The sequence below is a fragment of the Curtobacterium sp. MCBD17_008 genome, assembly GCF_003234475.1.
In the GTDB taxonomy this organism is placed as follows: Bacteria; Actinomycetota; Actinomycetes; order Actinomycetales; family Microbacteriaceae; genus Curtobacterium.
This window is the reverse complement of record NZ_QKTK01000007.1, coordinates 104703-123560: the sequence shown is the minus strand read 5'-3', so window position 1 is coordinate 123560 and position 18858 is coordinate 104703. Positions and strand designations below refer to the sequence as shown.

General features: G+C 69.5%; 17 protein-coding genes. 16 read left to right on the top strand and 1 reads right to left on the bottom strand.

From position 1 onward, the window contains the following. Positions 1 to 15 precede the first annotated feature (15 nt). The 10 genes from DEI95_RS08720 (at position 16) to DEI95_RS08675 (ending at position 10880) form a co-directional block, all read left to right on the top strand. Complete coding sequence (locus DEI95_RS08720; RefSeq protein WP_111059993.1) at positions 16 to 741, top strand: YggS family pyridoxal phosphate-dependent enzyme; 726 nt, start codon at positions 16 to 18, stop codon at positions 739 to 741. A 44-nt stretch (positions 742 to 785) separates the two neighbouring features. Further along, positions 786 to 1367: a cell division protein SepF gene (locus DEI95_RS08715; RefSeq protein ID WP_110889614.1), complete on the top strand. Its 582-nt coding sequence runs from the start codon at positions 786 to 788 to the stop codon at positions 1365 to 1367. A 117-nt stretch (positions 1368 to 1484) separates the two neighbouring features. Beyond that, entirely contained in the window at positions 1485 to 1781 is a 297-nt protein-coding gene (locus DEI95_RS08710) for a YggT family protein (protein WP_110825280.1), read from the top strand. Positions 1782 to 1971: 190 nt separating this feature from the next. After that, on the top strand, positions 1972 to 2652 hold the full coding sequence (locus DEI95_RS08705; protein ID WP_110825281.1) for a DivIVA domain-containing protein: 681 nt from the start codon (positions 1972 to 1974) through the stop codon (positions 2650 to 2652). A 2-nt stretch (positions 2653 to 2654) separates the two neighbouring features. Beyond that, positions 2655 to 3326, top strand: a complete 672-nt coding sequence (gene lspA / locus DEI95_RS08700) for a signal peptidase II (RefSeq protein ID WP_181422207.1) — start codon at positions 2655 to 2657, stop codon at positions 3324 to 3326. Positions 3327 to 3336: 10 nt separating this feature from the next. Further along, on the top strand, positions 3337 to 4260 hold the full coding sequence (locus tag DEI95_RS08695; protein ID WP_110825283.1) for an RluA family pseudouridine synthase: 924 nt from the start codon (positions 3337 to 3339) through the stop codon (positions 4258 to 4260). A 173-nt stretch (positions 4261 to 4433) separates the two neighbouring features. Then, the gene (gene dnaE, locus DEI95_RS08690; protein ID WP_375342349.1) at positions 4434 to 7916 is read left to right on the top strand and encodes a DNA polymerase III subunit alpha; all 3483 of its coding nucleotides are present in this window, start codon (positions 4434 to 4436) and stop codon (positions 7914 to 7916) included. 76 nt (positions 7917 to 7992) lie between these two features. Beyond that, positions 7993 to 9300, top strand: a complete 1308-nt coding sequence (gene hisD, locus DEI95_RS08685; protein WP_111059991.1) for a histidinol dehydrogenase — start codon at positions 7993 to 7995, stop codon at positions 9298 to 9300. A 12-nt stretch (positions 9301 to 9312) separates the two neighbouring features. Then, positions 9313 to 9816, top strand: coding sequence for a transcriptional regulator NrdR (gene nrdR / locus DEI95_RS08680; protein WP_110825286.1), 504 nt, complete (start codon positions 9313 to 9315; stop codon positions 9814 to 9816). Positions 9817 to 9878: 62 nt separating this feature from the next. Beyond that, positions 9879 to 10880, top strand: coding sequence for a quinone-dependent dihydroorotate dehydrogenase (locus DEI95_RS08675; protein WP_375342348.1), 1002 nt, complete (start codon positions 9879 to 9881; stop codon positions 10878 to 10880). Between the two features lie 378 nt (positions 10881 to 11258). Here DEI95_RS08675 and DEI95_RS08670 read toward each other — a convergent pair whose 3' ends face one another. After that, positions 11259 to 11834 carry a DUF3043 domain-containing protein gene (locus DEI95_RS08670; protein WP_110825288.1) on the bottom strand — a complete coding sequence of 192 codons (576 nt, stop codon included), beginning with the start codon at positions 11832 to 11834 and terminating at the stop codon, positions 11259 to 11261. Positions 11835 to 11885: 51 nt separating this feature from the next. Between DEI95_RS08670 and DEI95_RS08665 the strand changes: the two genes are divergently transcribed. From DEI95_RS08665 to DEI95_RS08640, 6 genes are all read left to right on the top strand, one after another. Beyond that, positions 11886 to 13349: a dipeptidase gene (locus DEI95_RS08665; RefSeq protein ID WP_111059989.1), complete on the top strand. Its 1464-nt coding sequence runs from the start codon at positions 11886 to 11888 to the stop codon at positions 13347 to 13349. Positions 13350 to 13453: 104 nt separating this feature from the next. Beyond that, positions 13454 to 13822, top strand: a complete 369-nt coding sequence (locus DEI95_RS08660; protein WP_110825290.1) for an iron-sulfur cluster assembly accessory protein — start codon at positions 13454 to 13456, stop codon at positions 13820 to 13822. Between the two features lie 307 nt (positions 13823 to 14129). Next, positions 14130 to 15032: a cytochrome c oxidase subunit II gene (gene coxB, locus DEI95_RS08655; protein ID WP_110825512.1), complete on the top strand. Its 903-nt coding sequence runs from the start codon at positions 14130 to 14132 to the stop codon at positions 15030 to 15032. A gap of 12 nt (positions 15033 to 15044) precedes the next feature. Continuing rightward, positions 15045 to 16784, top strand: a complete 1740-nt coding sequence (gene ctaD / locus DEI95_RS08650; protein WP_181419595.1) for a cytochrome c oxidase subunit I — start codon at positions 15045 to 15047, stop codon at positions 16782 to 16784. A gap of 6 nt (positions 16785 to 16790) precedes the next feature. After that, on the top strand, positions 16791 to 17207 hold the full coding sequence (locus DEI95_RS08645; RefSeq protein ID WP_110825291.1) for a cytochrome c oxidase subunit 4: 417 nt from the start codon (positions 16791 to 16793) through the stop codon (positions 17205 to 17207). A 226-nt stretch (positions 17208 to 17433) separates the two neighbouring features. Then, entirely contained in the window at positions 17434 to 18807 is a 1374-nt protein-coding gene (locus tag DEI95_RS08640; RefSeq protein ID WP_111059988.1) for a glucose-6-phosphate dehydrogenase, read from the top strand. Positions 18808 to 18858 lie beyond the last annotated feature (51 nt).

The following is an 18858-nucleotide window of genomic DNA, read 5'->3' as shown; positions in this document are numbered from 1 at the left end:
GAGCACGAGCGCATCGTGACCGCTGGGCACCAGAGCGAGCCGAGCCTCCCACCCGACACCGGACTGGAGGCTCGGCTCGCGTCCGTCCGCGGCAGCATCGCCGAGGCGGCCCGGACCGCCGGGCGCTCGGTCGACGAGCTGGCGCTCGTCGTCGTCACGAAGTACCACCCGGCGTCCCTGGTCCGCGAGCTCGCCGCGCTCGGCGTCACCGACGTGGGGGAGAACCGGCACCAGGAGGCCCAGGCGAAGGCGGCCGAGCTCGCCGACCTCGGCCTGACCTGGCACTTCATCGGACAGCTGCAGTCGAAGAAGGCCCGGCAGGCGCGACGGTACGCCGACGTCGTGCAGTCGCTCGACCGGGCGAGCGTCGTCGACGCCTTCGCGCCGACGGACGCCGAACCGGACCCCCGCGTGCTCGACGGTTTCGTCCAGGTGAACCTGACCGACGATCCCGGACGCGGCGGTGTCGCACCCGAGGACGTCGACGCCCTGGCGGAACGGGTCCTGGCGACGGGGACCCTGCGGCTGCGCGGCGTGATGGCGGTCGCCCCGCTCGACGAGGAGCCCCGCGCCGCGTTCGCCCGGCTCCGGGCGGTCTCCGAGCGGGTCCGCGCGATCGAGCCCACCGCGACCGACATCTCGGCAGGCATGAGCGGCGACCACGCCGAGGCGATCGCCGAGGGCGCGACACACCTGCGGATCGGGACCGCAATCACCGGGAAACGGCCGGACGCGCCCTAGCCTCGACACAGGGCACCAACGAGCACGGACTTCCCGGAGGAACCATGGCCAACCCCCTGAAGAAGACGATGGTCTACCTCGGCCTCGCCGACGAGGAACTCGAGTACGAGGACGAGCAGCAGGCTGCGCCGACGCAGGCGCGCCAGCCGTCCTCCACCCCCGCGGCGCAGCAGGACGCCCCCGCTGCCGCTGCCCCCGCGGTCGCGACGGCCGCAGCCCCGGCCGCGTCGGCTCCGGCCGCCGTCGCCGTGAAGCCCACGCACACCTCCCAGCGCGGCGCGCAGGTCACCCCGCTCCGCCGCTCGCACACGACCGCACAGAAGGCGACCCCGGTCCAGGAAATGAACGAGATCCTCACCGTCCACCCGCGCGAGTACAAGGACGCCCAGTCCATCGCCGAGAGCTTCCGCGACGGCATCCCCGTGATCATCAACCTCTCGCAGATGACCGAGACGGACGCCCGTCGCATGATCGACTTCGCGAGCGGCCTGTCGCTCGGTCTCTACGGCAAGATCGAGCGCGTCACGAACAAGGTCTTCCTGCTGTCGCCCGCGCACATCGCAGTGAGCGGCGAGCCGGCTGAGGTAGAGTCCGACATCGAGGCGAACTTCTTCGCCCAGTCCTGAGCCGCCCGTGCGGTACCGGGGTCCGACGGGTCCCGGGACACCGCGCGGCACCCAGGCCCACCCGCCCCGTGACCGGCCCGTTCCGGTACCGGTCACACGAGACGAGCGAGCCGAAACGTGTTCATCTTCACGATCCTCTCCCTGGTCCTGACGCTCTACTTCTTCATCATGTGGGGGCGTTTCATCCTCGACCTGGTCCAGTCGTTCAACCGCGGCTGGCGGCCGCAGCGCGTGCTGCTCGTCATCGCGGAGTTCGTCTACACGGTGACCGATCCGCCGATCAAGGCCGTCCGCCGCGTGCTGCCGCCGCTCCGACTCGGTCCGGTGATGCTCGACTTCGGGTGGACGATCGTGATGCTCGTCGTCATCATCCTGCGCGTCGTGGTCCAGTCCCTGGCCTACCGATTCGTCTGATCCCGGTCCGTCCGACACGCGCCACGCGGCGATCCGACACGGTTCGGCCCCGCCCTCGGTGTACGGTGGTCGGGATCGATGCCCCGCCCCGGCGGGACATCCGCACCGGGAGTCCCGCTGGTAGGTTCAGCACGGACGGCCAGCAGGGCCCCGGTTCCACACGTTCAGCAGTTCTATTGAGGTGACGGCAATGGCTTTGACGCCGGAAGACGTAGTCAACAAGCGGTTCCAGCCGACCAAGTTCCGCGAGGGCTACGACCAGGACGAGGTCGACGACTTCCTCGACGAGATCGTGGCCGAGCTGCGTCGCCTGAACCAGGAGAACGAGGAGCTGCGCCAGCGCCTCGAGTCCGCCGGCTCCGCGCCGTCGCTCGCCAAGGACGACGAGCCCGCGCCGGCACCGACGCCCGAGCCGGCCCCGGTCGCCGCTGCTCCGGAGCCCGCCCCGGTCGCCGCCGCCGCACCGAGCACCACGGTCAACCCGGACGAGGACACCGAGGGCACCACGAACCTCCTGACGCTCGCTCGTCGTCTGCACGAGGAGCACGTGCGTGAAGGTGTCGAGAAGCGTGACGCCCTCATCGCCGAGGGCCAGGCGCAGGCCGCCCGCCTCGTCTCCGAGGCCGAAGCGAAGCAGCGCCAGATCATCGCCGAGACCGAGAACCAGAACCGTCAGCGTGTCGCGGTCCTCGACCAGGAGCGCACGCAGCTCGAGGGCAAGATCGACGAGCTCCGCACGTTCGAGCGCGACTACCGTGCGCAGCTCAAGAGCTACATCCAGGGCCAGCTCGCCGAGCTCGACTCGTCGGCCAGCACCGAGCAGTCCGGCTTCGCGCCGGCCCCGGCCTCGGCGCAGGGCTTCGGCAACTGACGTTGGACCGACCCGTCCCACGAGCGAAGGTCAGTGCACGCGCGATCGCGGCACTGGCCTTCGCCGCTGTCGTGGTGCTGGCCGCCGACCAGGTCACGAAGGCGCTCGTCGTCGCGGAGCTGCCGGAAGGCGTCGTCGTCCCGGTGCTCGGGGACGCCCTGCAGTTCCTCTCGGTCCGCAATCCGGGTGCCGCGTTCTCCTTCGCGGTCAACATGACGTGGGTGTTCTCGCTCATCTCGGCCGCGGTGGTCGTCGCGATCGTCGTGTACGCGCGTCGGATCCGGTCGATGTGGTGGGCACTCGTCCTCGGCATGCTCCTGGGCGGCGCACTCGGCAACCTGACCGACCGGCTCTTCCGGGAGCCCGGCTTCGGACGCGGGCACGTCGTCGACTTCATCTCGACGCCGTGGATGATGCCCGCGATCTACAACGTCGCGGACTCGTTCATCTGCATCAGCATGGTGGTGTTCGTGCTGCTCGTGGTGTTCGGGGTGAACCTCGACGGGACGCGGTCGGTGTCGGAGAAGCAGGCGCGCCGGACGGCCGCGGCACAGGCCGACGCCACCGACACGACGGACGCGGGGCACGCGCCGGACGCGGGTCGGGCCTCCCGGCCCGACGGCAGCCGGCACGACGGTCGCACGCACGACGCCCTCGGGCACGACGCGACGTGACGCGGACAGCATGAGCGAGTCCCGCAGTCTGCCCGTGCCCGACGGGCTCGCCGGTGAGCGTGTCGACACCGCCATCGCGAAGCTCCTCGGCTTCAGCCGGTCCTTCGCCGCGGACGTCGTCGCGGCCGGCGGTGTCCGGGTCGACGGCGTCGTCGTCGACAAGTCCGACCGGTTGCACGCCGACACCTGGCTCGAGGTGGAGTGGCACCCGAAGGAACCGCCGCGCATCGTCCCGGCCGTCGTCCCGGGCATGACCGTCGTGCACGACGACGAGGACATCGTCGTCGTCGACAAGCCGATCGGCGTGGCAGCACATCCGTCCCCGGGCTGGGACGGTCCGACGGTGCCCGGCGGGCTCGCCGCCGCGGGCTTCACGATCGCGACCTCCGGCGCCGCCGAACGTGCGGGCATCGTGCACCGCCTCGACGTCGGCACGTCGGGCCTGATGGTCGTCGCGAAGACCGAACTCGCCTACACGCACCTGAAGCGGGCGTTCAAGGAGCGGACCGTCGAGAAGGTGTACCACGCGCTCGCGCAGGGCCACCCGGACCCGACGTCCGGCACGATCGACGCCCCGATCGGTCGGCACCCGTCGAGCGACTGGAAGTTCGCCGTCACCGCCGACGGCAAGCCGAGCGTCACGCACTACGAGACGCTCGAGGCGTTCCGGTCCGCGACCCTGCTCGAGGTGCACCTGGAGACCGGGCGCACCCACCAGATCCGCGTGCACATGGCCGCGACACGCCACCCGCTGGTCGGCGACACCATGTACGGCGCCGACCCGGTGCTGGCGGGCGAGCTCGGCCTCACCCGGCAGTGGCTCGACGCCGTCCGGCTCGGCTTCGCGCACCCGCGGACCGGGGAGTGGGTGGAGTTCCAGGCGTCCTACCCGGACGACCTGCAGCAGGCGCTCGACCGGATCCGCGCGGCCTGACCGGGAACACGACCAGCAGAACCGGCCGACCGCACGGTGTCCTCCGCGACACGCTCGGGATCGTCACCGGTCGCGGTTAGGCTGTCCCCACCCCGCAGCAGACCGTACGAACCGGAGGTTCCGTGTCGGATTCCGACTCCTTCGTCCACCTGCACGTGCACAGCGAGTACTCGATGCTCGACGGTGCCGCCAGGCTCTCCGACCTCGTGGCGGAGACCGCCGCGCAGGGCATGCCGGCCGTGGCGGTGACCGACCACGGCAACATGTTCGGGGCGTTCGAGTTCTGGAAGACCGCGAAGGCGGGCGGCGTCAAGCCGATCATCGGGACCGAGGCCTACATCACGCCGCGCACCCACCGGTCGGACAAGACCCGTGTGCGCTGGGGCGACGGTGGCGGTGACGACGTCTCGGGTGCCGGTTCGTACACGCACATGACGATGTTCGCCGAGAACACCACGGGCATGCACAACCTGTTCCGGTTGTCGTCGAAGGCGTCGCTCGAGGGGTACTACTTCAAGCCCCGCATGGACATCGAGCTCCTGCAGGAACACCACGAGGGCATCATCGCGACGACGGGATGCCCGTCGGGCGAGATCCAGACGCGTCTGCGGCTCGGGCAGTACGACGAGGCCGTCCAGGCCGCCGCGGACTACCGCGACATCTTCGGCAAGGAGAACTACTTCGCCGAGGTCATGGACCACGGACTCGAGATCGAGCGCCGGATCATGAGCGACCTCATCCGCCTGGCGAAGGACCTCGACATCCCGCTGGTCGGCACGAACGACCTGCACTACACGCACGCGCACGACGCCACCTCGCACGCGGCGCTGCTCTGCGTGCAGTCGGGGTCGACGCTCAACGACCCGAACCGCTTCAAGTTCGACGCCGACGAGTTCTACCTGAAGACCCCGGCGCAGATGCGGCACGTCTTCCGCGACAACCTCGAGGCGTGTGACAACACGCTCCTCATCGCCGAGCGCTGCGACGTCGAGTTCGACACCTCCGCCAACTACATGCCGAAGTTCCCCGTGCCGGAGGGGGAGACCGAGCACTCCTGGTTCGAGAAGGAGGTGGCGAAGGGGCTGCAGTACCGCTACCCCGGCGGCATCCCGGCCGAGGTCCAGGAGCGTGCCGACTACGAGGTCGGCATCATCAACCAGATGGGCTTCCCGGGGTACTTCCTGGTGGTCGCCGACTTCATCAACTGGTCGAAGAACAACGGCATCCGGGTCGGCCCGGGTCGCGGGTCCGGCGCCGGCTCGATGGTCGCCTACGCGATGCGCATCACCGACCTCGACCCCATCCGGCACGGGCTCATCTTCGAGCGGTTCCTCAACCCGGACCGCGTCTCGATGCCCGACTTCGACGTCGACTTCGACGACCGGCGCCGCGGTGAGGCGATCAAGTACGTCACCGAGAAGTACGGCTCGGAGCGCGTCGCGCAGATCGTCACGTACGGCACGATCAAGGCGAAGCAGGCCCTCAAGGACTCGTCGCGCGTGCTCGGGTTCCCCTTCGGGATGGGCGAGAAGCTCACGAAGGCGATGCCGCCGCCCGTGATGGGCAAGGACATCCCGCTCACCGGCATCTTCGACAAGGACCACCCGCGGTACAAGGAAGCCGTGGACGTCCGGACCGTCGTCGAGACCGACCCGGAGGCCAAGACGGTGTTCGACACCGCGCTGGGGCTCGAGGGGCTGAAGCGGCAGTGGGGCGTGCACGCCGCCGGCGTCATCATGTCGAGCGACCCGCTGATCGACATCATCCCGATCATGAAGCGGGAGCAGGACGGCCAGATCGTCACGCAGTTCGACTACCCGGCAGCGGAGTCGCTCGGCCTGATCAAGATGGACTTCCTGGGCCTCCGGAACCTCACGATCATCAGCGACGCCCTCGACAACATCAAGAGCAACCGCGGGATCGACCTCGACCTCGAGACCATGGGCCTCGAGGACCCCGAGGCCTACGCGCTCCTGCAGCGCGGCGACACGCTGGGCGTGTTCCAGCTCGACGGCGGCCCGATGCGCGGGCTCCTCCGCCTGATGAAGCCGGACAACTTCGAGGACATCTCCGCGCTCATCGCCCTGTACCGACCGGGGCCGATGGGTGCGAACTCGCACACGAACTACGCGCTGCGCAAGAACGGTGAGCAGGCGATCACCCCGATCCACCCCGAGCTCGAGGAGCCCCTGGCGGAGATCCTCGGCGGGACCTACGGCCTGATCATCTACCAGGAGCAGGTCATGGCCATCGCGCAGAAGGTCGCCGGGTTCTCCCTCGGCCAGGCGGACATCCTCCGCCGCGCGATGGGCAAGAAGAAGAAGTCCGAGCTGGACAAGCAGTACGCCGGGTTCCAGCAGGGCATGAAGGACAACGGGTACTCCGACGCGGCAATCAAAACGCTGTGGGACATCCTGCTGCCGTTCTCCGACTACGCCTTCAACAAGGCGCACTCGGCCGCGTACGGCGTCGTGTCGTTCTGGACCGCGTACCTCAAGGCGCACTACCCGGCCGAGTACATGGCGGCGCTGCTGACGAGCGTCGGCGACGCCCGTGACAAGCTCGCGCTCTACCTGAACGAGTGCCGCCGGATGGGCATCCGGGTCATGCCGCCGGACGTGAACGAGTCGATCGGGTTCTTCGCCGCCGTCGGGGACGACATCCGTTTCGGCATGGGAGCCATCCGCAACGTCGGGTTCAACGTCGTCGACGACATCGTCGCGGCGCGCACCGAGAAAGGCGCCTTCGAGTCCTTCCACGACTTCCTCCGCAAGATCCCGATCTCGTCGGCGAACAAGCGGACGGTCGAGTCGCTCATCAAGGCGGGCGCGTTCGACGGGTTCGGCGACAGCCGCCGTGCCCTGGTCGAGATCCACGAGGGCGCGGTCGAGGCCGCGGTGAAGGTCAAGCGCGACGAGGCCAACGGCAACGTCGGGTTCGACTTCGACTCCCTGTTCGCCGAGGTCGCGGAAGAGCAGCCGGCATCGCTCACGGTGTCCCAGGTGCCGGAGCGGCCGGAGTGGTCCAAGCGCGACAAGCTGGCGTTCGAGCGGGACATGCTCGGGCTCTACGTGTCGGACCACCCGCTCGCCGGGCTCGAGATCGAACTCGCGAAGCACCAGTCGATCACCATCGCCGACCTGCTCGGAGCGGACGACTCGGTGGAGGGCGAGACCGTCACGGTCGCCGGGCTCCTGACGAGCGTGCAGCACCGCGTGGCGAAGACGAGCGGCAACCCGTACGGGATCGTCGACATCGAGGACTTCGGCGGCCAGATCGGCGTGATGTTCCTCGGCAAGACGTACCAGGAGTTCGGGCCGTCGCTCGTCCCGGACTCGATCGTGGTCCTGCGCGGCCGCGTCAACGTCCGCGACGACGGCAAGGCCCTGCACGCCGTGAGCATGTTCCAGCCGAACGTCGGCGACGCGATGGGGTCCGGGCCGCTCACGCTGTCCCTGCCGGAGCGCCAGGCCACCACACAGACGGTGACCGAACTGGCGGCCGTGCTCGGTCGGCACCAGGGCGACACCGAGGTGCGGTTGAAGCTCCTCAAGGACGACGTCGCCCGGACGTTCGAGCTGCCGTTCCCGGTCGCGCTGACACCGGACCTGTTCGGCGAGCTGAAGAGCCTGCTCGGACCGCGCTGCCTGGTCTGACGGCTCCGGTACCAACCGCGACCGAGCACCCCCGTCGTCCCCGGTCGACGGTGGTGCTCGGTACGCTGGGGGCCTCATGATGCAGCGAATCGACCTCCGCGGGGGGCTCCCGCCCCGCGCCGAACTCCTCCGTCTCATGCCGCGTGCCGCCGGTGACGTCAGCAGCGCCACGGCCGCGGCCCGGGACCTCGTGGACGCCGTCCGCGAGCACGGCGCGGCCGCGCTGCACGAGCAGGCGGAACGCTTCGACGGTGGAGCGCCGGAGCACGTGAGGGTCCCGGCCGCCGAGATCGACGCGGCCGTCGCGGGCCTCGCGCCCGAGCTCCGGGTCGCCCTCGACGAGGCGATCCGCCGGGTCCGGGCCGCCAGCGCGGCGCAGGTGCCCACCGGGTCCGTGACCACGCTCGCCGACGGAGCCGAGGTGCACCAGCGGTGGCAGCCCATGCGTCGCGTCGGCCTCTACGTGCCCGGCGGCAAGGCCGTTTACCCGTCGAGCGTCGTCATGAACGTCGTCCCCGCGCAGGTCGCCGGCGTCGGCTCCATCGCCCTCGTCTCCCCGCCGCAGCGCGACCACGGGGGACGCGTGCACCCGACGATCCTCGCCGCGGCCGGACTGCTCGGCGTGGACGAGGTCTACGCGATGGGCGGCGCCGGCGCGGTCGGCGCGCTGGCGTACGGCGTGCCCGAGATCGGTCTCGACCCGGTCGACCTGGTCACCGGCCCGGGGAACAACTACGTCGCCGCCGCGAAGCGCCTCGTCCGGGGCGTCGTCGGCATCGACTCCGAGGCCGGTGCCTCCGAGATCCTCGTGATCGCCGACGACACGGCCGACCCCGGGTACGTCGCCGCCGACCTCATCAGCCAGGCGGAGCACGACGAGCAGGCCGGCAGCGTGCTCGTGACGACCTCGGCCGCGTTCGCCGACGCGGTGGAGGCGGTGATCCCGGAGCGCACGGCGGTGCTCGGGACGGCCACGCGCCTCCAGGCCGCGCTCGACGGACCGCAGTCCGCGATCGTCCTGGTGGACTCGCTCACCGACGCCGCGACCGTGAGCAACGCGTACGGGCCGGAGCACCTCGAGATCCAGACCGCGGACGACGACGCCGTGCTCGCGGACATCGACGCCGCCGGCGCGGTGTTCGTCGGGCCGCACGCGCCCGTCAGCCTCGGTGACTACCTGGCCGGGTCGAACCACGTCCTGCCGACCGGCGGCCAGGCACGGTTCGGCTCCGGGCTGTCCGCGTCCACCTTCCTCCGGCCGCAGCAGGTGGTGCGGTACACCGCGCAGGCACTCGCCGAGGTGGTCCCGCACATCGTGGCGCTCTCGACCGCGGAACAGCTGCCGGCGCACGGAGCGGCCGTGTCGGAACGCACGAACCGCTAGCCTGGGGGCGCCATGTTCTGCCCCTTCTGCCGCCACCCGGACTCCCGCGTCGTCGACTCCCGGACGAGCGACGACGGAACTTCCATCCGCCGCCGCCGCCAGTGTCCGAACTGCGGGCGGCGGTTCTCGACGACCGAGACCGCGTCGCTCAGCGTCGTCAAGCGCAACGGCGTCCTCGAACCGTTCAGTCGCGAGAAGATCATCTCCGGCGTACGGAAGGCCTGCCAGGGGCGCCCGGTGACGGACTCCGACCTCGCGGTGCTCGCGCAGCGGGTGGAGGAGATCGTGCGGTCCTCCGGCGCGAGCCAGATCGAGGCGAACGACATCGGCCTGGCCATCCTCAGCCCGCTCCGCGAGCTCGACGAGGTCGCGTACCTCCGCTACGCGAGCGTGTACCAGGCGTTCGACTCGCTCGAGGACTTCGAGGACGCGATCGGGCAGCTGCGGATCGACCACCACGCCGGCCCCCGGGAGCTCCGCGCCCCCGACCGCAGCACGGACGGCGCCAGCGCGTGAGCGGCGTCGAGACGCTCGTCCGCGCCGGCTACGGCGTGGTGTTCCGCACGGTCTTCGCGAAGATGGACCCCGAACGGGCGCACCACCTCGCGTTCGCCGTCATCCGGTGGCTGCCGAAGGTGCCCGTCGTCGCCGGCGCCGTCGAGCGCTCCGCCCGGCCGCCCGCCGAGGACGGGATCACCACGATGGGCATCCACTTCCCGTCCCGTTTCGGGATGGCCGCCGGGTTCGACAAGGACGCCCGCGCGATCGCCGGACTCGGCGTGCTCGGGTTCGGGCACGTCGAGGTCGGCACCGTCACGGCGCGACCCCAGCCGGGCAACGAGCGTCCGCGGCTCTTCCGACTGATCGCCGACCGTGCGCTCATCAACCGGATGGGCTTCAACAACCACGGCGCCGTCAAGGCCGCCGGACGCCTCGAGCGTGCCCGCCGGAACCCGGGGCGCCCGGTCATCGGCGTGAACATCGGGAAGAGTCGGGTGGTCTCGGTCGAGGACGCCGTCGAGGACTACCTCGAGTCGACGCGCCTGCTCGCGCCCTTCGCCGACTACCTGGCCGTGAACGTCAGCTCGCCGAACACGCCGGGCCTCCGCGGACTGCAGGAACTCGACCACCTCCGCCCGCTGCTCGCCGCCGTCCACGAGGCCGCCGGACGGACCCCGGTCCTCGTCAAGATCGCGCCGGACCTGACGGACGAGCAGATCGACGCCATCGCCGGACTCGCGGTCGACCTGGGCCTGGCCGGGGTCATCGCGACGAACACCACCGTCGAGCGCGGCGGACTGACCACCCCGGCCGCCGACGTCCGGGCGATGGGTGCGGGCGGGCTGTCCGGCGCACCGCTCGGGGAGCGCTCGCTCGCGGTGCTGCGACGCGTCCGTGCCGCCGTGCCCGCGGGGTTCTGCGTCATCGCGGTGGGCGGCGTCACGTCGGAGGCGGACGTCCAGGCGCGGATCGAGGCCGGTGCGACGCTCGTGCAGGGCTACACCGCGTTCCTCTACGAGGGGCCGACCTGGGCGATGCGGATCAACCGGCTCCGGCGGCGGCGACTGCGCCACAGCTGACGCGACTGCGCCGCAGCTGACGCGACTGCGCCGCAGCTGACGCGACTGCGCCACAGCTGACGCGTCAACGGCTCCGCGGACGACGCAGTGCGTCGTGCTGCTCCGCTGACGACCCGTCCCATGCCGGACCGCGACCTGCGTCCCGCGTTGCGCACCGTCGGCCGGGAGGCGCGCGCCGGGCTGGTACCGAGCCGCCCGTCAGCGGGAGGTGCGCGTCGGGCTGGCGCCGCGCCTCCCGGCCGATCGCTCGACGCGATCGGCGCCCCCGGACGACGAGAGCGCCGCCGACCCGGAGGTCGACGGCGCTCTCGTCCGCCGGCTGCCGGCGGAAGGCCCTGTTTCAGAGCAAAGGGTCTGTGTCAGAGCGTCGGATCTGTGTCAGAGCGTCGGGTACTGCCCGCGCTTGACCTGCGGCTTGGGCAGGCGGAGGAACCGCAGCTGCCACCCGCGCGTGAGGATGTAGAGGAAGTTCCCGCGCTGGAAGGTCCGGCCGGCGGCGGCGAAGCGTCGACGCAGCATGAACCAGATGACCGTGCAGTCGAGCACGAAGAGCAGCACGAACGCCCAGATGAACAGCAGCGAGTACGAGGCCGCGGGCGTCTGCGCGGCGACGAAGCCGACGATCAGGAAGAGCACGAGGACGGGCATCATGACCTCGCCGACGTTCCAGCGGGCGTCGATGAAGTCGCGGATGAAGCGGCGCTCCTCGCCCCGGTCCTTCGCCGGGAGGTAGCGCTCCTCGCCGTTCGCCATGCCGACCCGCGCACGCTCGCGCTCCGTGTTCAGACGCGCCCGGGCGGCCTTCTTGTCCGCGGGGGAGTTGCCGACGATCGGACGCCGGTTCGCGGCTTCCCGCTCGCGTCGCGAGGGCGTCGGGCGACCCTTGCCGTGTGCGACGAGGTCGTCGTCACCGGGGTTCACGGTCACGTTGGTCTTGGGGGCTGCCTTCGCCACGGTGGTTCCTAACGGCGTTGTGCGGGCTGGACGTCCTCTAGATTACCGGCCATGACCGACTCCGAGAAGCACAGCCCCGACGCCGGGTCCCAGGCACCCGCGACCGACCCCGCCCTGCTCGAGGCGCTGCGCGAGCACGTGCACGGTGCACTGCCCACGACGATCGCCGACCTGTCCGCCCTGGTCCGCATCCCGTCGGTGTCGTGGTCCGCGTTCGACCCCGCCCAGGTGCAGCGCAGCGCGGAGGCGGTGGCCGACCTGGTGCGGTCGACCGGTGTGTTCGACGAGGTCCGCATCGTCCGCTCCGCCGTCGAGGGCGACACCCCGACCGACACTGCCGACACGGACACCGAACTCGGCCAGCCGGCGGTGCTCGCGGTGCGCCCTGCCCGCAACGGCAAGCCGACCGTGATGCTGTACGCGCACCACGACGTGCAGCCGCAGGGCGACGACGCGCTCTGGGAGACCCCGCCGTTCGAGCCGACGCTCCGCGGTGACCGCCTGTACGGGCGCGGCGCCTCGGACGACAAGGCCGGCGTGATGACCCACGTCGCGGCGCTCCGTGCCGTGCACGCCCAGTTCGGCGACGACCTGGACCTCGGCATCGTGCTGTTCGTCGAGGGCGAGGAGGAGTTCGGCTCCCGCTCGTTCCGCACCTTCCTGCGGGAGCAGCGTGACCACCTCGCCGCCGACGTCATCGTCGTCGCGGACAGCGACAACTGGTCGACCGAGGTGCCGGCGATCACGGTGTCCCTGCGCGGCAACACCACCTTCAAGCTCACCGTGACGACCCTCGAGCACGCGAGCCACAGCGGCATGTACGGGGGAGCGGCGCCGGACGCCATGATGCCGATGGTGCGTCTGCTCGCCTCGCTGCACGACGACGACGGAGCGGTCGCGGTCGCGGGGCTGACCGCGCACGACGCGCCCGTGCCGGAGCGCTCCGAGGCGGACTTCGCGGCCGAGGCCGCCCTGGTCGACGGTGCGCGTCCCGTGGGCAGCGGTCCCGTGCTGTCCCGGATGTGGTTCCAGCCGTCGATCACCGTGACCGGTCTCGACGTCCCGAGCGTCGCGAACGCGTCGAACACGCTGCTGCCCACCGTCTCGGCGCGGGTGTCGGTGCGGGTCGCGCCCGGCCAGGCCGCCACCGAGGCGTTCGCCGCCGTGGAGGCCCACCTCCGCGACCGCGTCCCCTTCGGCGCCCGGATGGAGATCACGGAGGTCGACACCGGTGACGGTTTCCTGGTGGACGCGTCCGGCTGGGCGGTCCGCGAGGCCCGCACCGCGATGTCCGAGGGCTGGGGCGCCGACCCGGTGGAGCAGGGCATCGGCGGGTCCATCCCGTTCGTCTCGGACCTGGCCGCGGAGTTCCCGGAGGCGCAGATCCTCGTGACCGGCGTCGAGGACCCGGACACCCGGGCGCACAGCCCCAACGAGTCGCAGCACCTCGGCGTGCTGCACCGTGCCGTCCTGTCCGAGGCCGTCCTGCTCGCCCGCCTGCAGGGCCGCGCATGAGGTGTCTCCTCCACAGGTGCTGGACCGGGGTCCCGGAGGTCGGTTCGCGTGCTTAGAATCGACGCGACGGCCGGTGAACGTCACCGCCAACGAGGGAGACGCCGATGAGCGACACCATCACGACCGAAGCAGCGACCGACGCCCCGTCGCACGGTGTGCTGCTGAGCGACGCGGCTTCGGCGAAGGTCGCGAGCCTGCTCGAGCAGGAGGGCCGCGACGACCTGCGCCTGCGCCTCGCCGTCCAGCCCGGCGGCTGCTCGGGCCTGATCTACCAGCTGTACTTCGACGAGCGGCTCCTCGACGGTGACGCCACCGCGGAGTTCGACGGGGTGGAGGTCGTCGTCGACAAGATGAGCGTGCCCTACCTCGACGGCGCCACGATCGACTTCGAGGACACCATCCAGAAGCAGGGCTTCACGATCGACAACCCGAACGCGCAGGGCAGCTGCGCGTGTGGCGACAGCTTCCACTGATCGTCCGACGATCCGACACGCGAACGGGGAGCGACCGACACGGTCGCTCCCCGTTCGCGTCCCCGGACCGGTTCCCCGACGTCGATGACCAGGGGAAACCGGCTTCCGCAGCCCTCGTTCCGTCCACAACGCGTGTCGGTTGTGCGCTCGGTGTCGACGGCTGCGAGTAAGCTAGGAGTGTTCCAACCAAGCTGGGAGCCACCCATGTGCCGGCCTCGTGCCGACCGCGGAGCTCGTCGACGGGATCCTCGTCGTCAGCCAGTCGACCACCGACTGGATCCGGCCCACGTCTTTCCGAGAGGTAACAGTGCGTTCGAATCGCCGTATACGTTGGGCGGCCGTCCCGGTGGCCGTCGGTCTGGTCATCGCACTGGCTGGTTGCTCGCAGCAGCAGCTGAACGGATGGCTCCCCGGCACGGAGGAGACGAAGGACGTCACCAACCACACGAGCCGCATCGTCGGCCTGTGGACGACGAGCTGGATCGTCCTGCTGGCGGTCGGTCTGATCGTGTGGGGCCTCGTCATCTGGGCCGCGATCGTCTACCGCCGCCGGAAGGGCCAGACCGGCCTGCCCGTGCAGATGCGGTACAACATGCCGCTCGAGATCTTCTACACGCTCGTGCCGCTCATCCTCGTGCTCGGCTTCTTCGCCTTCACCGCGAAGGACCAGGAAGCGATCGAGAAGCCCTTCGCGCAGCCGGACGCCACCGTGCACGTCTACGGCAAGCGCTGGGGCTGGGACTTCAACTACATCGACCAGAAGAACCCGAACGACAGCGTCTACTACCAGGGCATCCAGGCCCAGGAAGAAGAGAACGGCGGCGGGGCGGTCGACGAATCGCTGCTCCCGACGCTGTACCTGCCGGTCGGCAAGAAGGTCGAGATCGAGCTCAGCTCGCGCGACGTCAACCACTCCTTCTGGGTCATCGACTTCCTCTACAAGAAGGACATGCTCCCGGGGAAGACGAACTACGAGTACTTCATCCCGGAGAAGGAAGGCACGTACCAGGGCAAGTGTGCCGAGCTCTGCGGTGAGTACCACTCGCTGATGCTCTTCCAGGTGAAGGTCGTGTCGCAGGCGGAGTACGACGACTACCTCCAGTCCCTCGCGGACGAGGGCAACGTCGGTCTGCTCGGCAACGAGTACGACACCAACACGAACCAGCCGAACAACGAGGCGCCTGCCGAGGCGTCGAGCGACAAGAAGTAAGGGCGCGTCTCAATGACAACGTCATTCGTCGGCCAGGCGACCACCAGGCCCTCGACGCCGGACTTCCAGGCATCGAAGGTCGGTCGCAAGGGCAACATCATCGTGCGGTGGGCGACGTCCACCGACCACAAGACGATCGGGTACATGTACCTGATCACCTCGTTCCTCTACTTCCTGCTCGCGGGCATCATGGCGCTCGTCATCCGCGCGCAGCTGTTCGAGCCGGGTCTCCAGGTCGTGCCGACCAAGGAGCAGTACAACCAGCTCTTCACGATGCACGGCACGATCATGCTGCTGATGTTCGCGACGCCGCTCTTCTCGGGCTTCGCGAACGCGATCATGCCGCTGCAGATCGGCGCGCCGGACGTGGCGTTCCCACGTCTGAACGGCCTGGCCTTCTGGATGTACTTCTTCGGCAGCGCCATCGCCGTCGGCGGCTTCCTCACCCCGCAGGGTGCAGCTTCGTTCGGGTGGTTCGCCTATGCGCCACTGAGTGACACGACGTTCACACCAGGGTTGGGTGGCACGTTGTGGGTGTTCGGTCTCGGCATGACCGGCTTCTCCACGATCCTCGGTGCGGTCAACTTCATCACCACGATCATCACGATGCGTGCCCCGGGCATGACGATGTTCCGCATGTCGATCTTCACCTGGAACGTCCTCGTGACGAGCCTCCTCGTGCTGATGGCCTTCCCGGTCCTCGCGGCAGCGCTGTTCGGCCTCGGTCTCGACCGCGTGTTCGACGCCCAGATCTTCAACCCGGCCAACGGTGGGGCTCTGCTCTGGCAGCACCTGTTCTGGTTCTTCGGGCACCCCGAGGTGTACATCATCGCGCTGCCGTTCTTCGGCATCGTCTCTGAGGTCTTCCCGGTCTTCAGCCGCAAGCCGATCTTCGGGTACAAGACCCTCGTCTACGCGACCATCACCATCGCGGCCCTGTCGATCACGGTGTGGGCACACCACATGTACGTCACCGGCGGCGTGCTGCTGCCGTGGTTCTCGCTCATGACGATGCTCATCGCGGTCCCGACCGGCGTGAAGATCTTCAACTGGGTCGGCACCATGTGGCGCGGCTCGGTGACGTTCGAGACCCCGATCCTCTGGGCGATCGGGTTCCTCGTCACCTTCACGTTCGGTGGCCTGACCGGCGTGATCCTCGCCTCGCCGCCGCTCGACTTCCACGTGTCCGACTCGTACTTCGTCGTCGCGCACTTCCACTACGTGGTCTTCGGCACCGTCGTGTTCGCGATGTTCTCCGGCTTCTACTTCTGGTGGCCGAAGTTCACGGGCAAGATGCTCAACGAGCGTCTCGGCAAGATCCACTTCTGGCTGCTCTTCGTCGGGTTCCACACGACGTTCCTCATCCAGCACTGGCTCGGTGTCGTGGGCATGCCCCGTCGGTACGCGACCTACCTGCCGGACGACAACTTCACGTGGATGAACCAGGTGTCCACGGTCGGCTCGATGATCCTCGGCATCTCGTTCCTGCCGTTCATCTTCAACGTCTACGTGACGGCTCGGAACGCGCCGAAGGTCGCCGTGAACGACCCGTGGGGCTACGGCCGCTCGCTGGAGTGGGCGACCTCCTGCCCGCCGCCGCGGCACAACTTCACGTCGATCCCGCGGATCCGTTCGGAGTCCCCGGCGTTCGACCTGAACCACCCGGAAGCCGGCGTGCCGGTCGGTGTGGGACCCGCGAAGGACGCTCCCGACGCTCCGACCTACGACGCCGCGAAGGGCGAGGTGAAGTAACACGCCATGCGCGCCAACACCAATCTGTTCTGGATCCTGTTCATCTTCTTCGTGATCGCGGACGCCGCGTACACGATCTGGTCGGTCATCTACTACGGCAACATCGAGTGGGTCGGTACCCTCTCGATCGGCCTGACCGGGATCATGTCCGCGTTCATCGCCTTCTACCTGGGCCGCGTCATGTCGGCACAGGGCGGGGTGCTGCCGGAGGACCGCCAGGACGCGAACATCGAGGACGGCGACGCCGAGCTCGGGCACTTCAGCCCGTGGTCGTGGTGGCCGATCTTCCTGGCCGCAGCCATCGCGGTCTGCTTCCTCGGCGTCGCCGCTGGTCTGTGGATCGTGCCGATTGGTCTCGCGCTCGTCGCGATCACCCTGGTCGGCTGGGTCTACGAGTACTACCGCGGCAACTTCGGTCACTGACCTCCACTCCACGCGCTTCGGGCGGCACCATCTCGGTGCCGCCCGAACTGCGTCCGGGGTGATCCGGGCCTCCACAGGAGAGCTCGACGCCCCGGTCATCCACATCGCCCACTTCTCGACAACGGCCCGGGAACAACCCGGGCACGATGGGCCTTGGGTCCTGAGGACCGCATGCTCGCGGCCTGAGGTCCAGCGGACCGTCCACAAGCGAAAGGAGTCACCTCAGGTGACCGACAAGCGCACCCTCATCATCTTCGGCGCGACGGGCGACCTCGCCTCCCGCCTCCTCCTGCCCGGTCTCGGCACGTTCCTCCAGAGCGGCCGGTCGGTCCCGGTGCAGCTCATCGGCACGGGTCGCAGCGCCCGCAGCGAGGAGCAGTGGAAGGACATCGTCACGAAGTCGTTCGCGTCGCAGGACGTGACGGGCCCGGAGGTCGACGCGACCATCGAGTCGACGCAGTTCATCCAGGGCGACCCCACCGACCCGGAGCACCTGAAGGCGCTGCTCGCCGCGGCCGACGCCGAGCCGATCCTGTACTTCGCCCTCCCGCCGCAGATCGCCTCGGACATCTGCGAGGCCCTGCAGGGCGTCGAGCTCCCCGAGGGCACCACCCTCGCGTTCGAGAAGCCGTTCGGCACCGACGTCGCGTCGGCCGAGGCACTCAACAAGACCGTGCTCGAGCTGGTGCCGGAGGAGCGGGTCCACCGCACCGACCACTTCCTCGGTCGCACGACGGTGCTCAACATCATCGGCCTGCGCTTCGCAAACCGCCTGTTCGAGCCGATCTGGAACGCCGAGAACATCGAGAAGGTCGACGTCTTCTACGACGAGACCCTCGGCCTCGAGAACCGCGCCCAGTACTACGACGAGGCAGGCGCCCTCGTCGACATGATCCAGTCGCACCTGCTGCAGATCCTGGCCCTCGTGACCATGGACGCACCGGCCGCGATCGACTCGGTCGAGTTCCGGTCCTCGTTGGCCCGTGTGCTCCGCTCCACCCGCCTCAAGGGCGACGACGCCACCATCGCCTCGCGCCGGGCGGTCTACACCGCCGGCACGATCGACGGCAAAGAGCTCCCCTCGTACCAGGAGGAGGACGGCGTCGACGCGTCGCGCGCGACCGAGACGCTCGCCGAGATCGAGGTCGAGGTCGACACCGCCCGCTGGGCCGGCGTCCCCTTCACCCTCCGCTCGGGCAAGGCGCTCGGCGCGAGCCGCAAGGAGGTGCTCATCACCTTCAAGCCGGTCACCCGCCTGCCGTCCGGCCTGACCGGTCGCCCGAAGGCCGACACGCTGCGCATCGTCCTCAACCCGGACGAGATCGAGCTGTCGGTTTCGGCGAACGGCGGCGGCAACCCGTTCGAGATGGGGCAGGTCACCCTGTCGTCGTCCTTCGACGACGGCGAGCTGACGCCCTACGGCGAGGTGCTCAACGGCATCTTCCACGACGACCCGCTGCTCTCCATCCGCGGTGACGTGGCGGAGCGCTGCTGGGAGATCGTCGAGCCGGTCGTCACGGCGTGGAAGTCCGGAGCGGTCCCGCTCGAGGAGTACCGCGCCGGTTCCCGTGGGCCGGCTGACTGGGTCAGCTCGTCCTGACGCACGGCACGACGTCTTGACAGGAGGCCCGGTACCAGTCGGTACCGGGCC

What these genes read in the sequence shown, in the direction of transcription:
- DEI95_RS08715 (WP_110889614.1), top strand. Translation starts at nt 786, where the DNA reads ATGGCCAACCCCCTGAAGAAGACGATGGTCTACCTCGGCCTCGCCGAC.
- DEI95_RS08705 (WP_110825281.1), top strand. Translation starts at nt 1,972, where the DNA reads ATGGCTTTGACGCCGGAAGACGTAGTCAACAAGCGGTTCCAGCCGACC.
- DEI95_RS08695 (WP_110825283.1), top strand. Translation starts at nt 3,337, where the DNA reads ATGAGCGAGTCCCGCAGTCTGCCCGTGCCCGACGGGCTCGCCGGTGAG.
- dnaE (WP_375342349.1), top strand. Translation starts at nt 4,434, where the DNA reads ATGCTCGACGGTGCCGCCAGGCTCTCCGACCTCGTGGCGGAGACCGCC.
- hisD (WP_111059991.1), top strand. Translation starts at nt 7,993, where the DNA reads ATGATGCAGCGAATCGACCTCCGCGGGGGGCTCCCGCCCCGCGCCGAA.
- nrdR (WP_110825286.1), top strand. Translation starts at nt 9,313, where the DNA reads ATGTTCTGCCCCTTCTGCCGCCACCCGGACTCCCGCGTCGTCGACTCC.
- DEI95_RS08675 (WP_375342348.1), top strand. Translation starts at nt 9,879, where the DNA reads ATGGACCCCGAACGGGCGCACCACCTCGCGTTCGCCGTCATCCGGTGG.
- DEI95_RS08665 (WP_111059989.1), top strand. Translation starts at nt 11,886, where the DNA reads ATGACCGACTCCGAGAAGCACAGCCCCGACGCCGGGTCCCAGGCACCC.
- DEI95_RS08660 (WP_110825290.1), top strand. Translation starts at nt 13,454, where the DNA reads ATGAGCGACACCATCACGACCGAAGCAGCGACCGACGCCCCGTCGCAC.
- ctaD (WP_181419595.1), top strand. Translation starts at nt 15,045, where the DNA reads ATGACAACGTCATTCGTCGGCCAGGCGACCACCAGGCCCTCGACGCCG.
- DEI95_RS08645 (WP_110825291.1), top strand. Translation starts at nt 16,791, where the DNA reads ATGCGCGCCAACACCAATCTGTTCTGGATCCTGTTCATCTTCTTCGTG.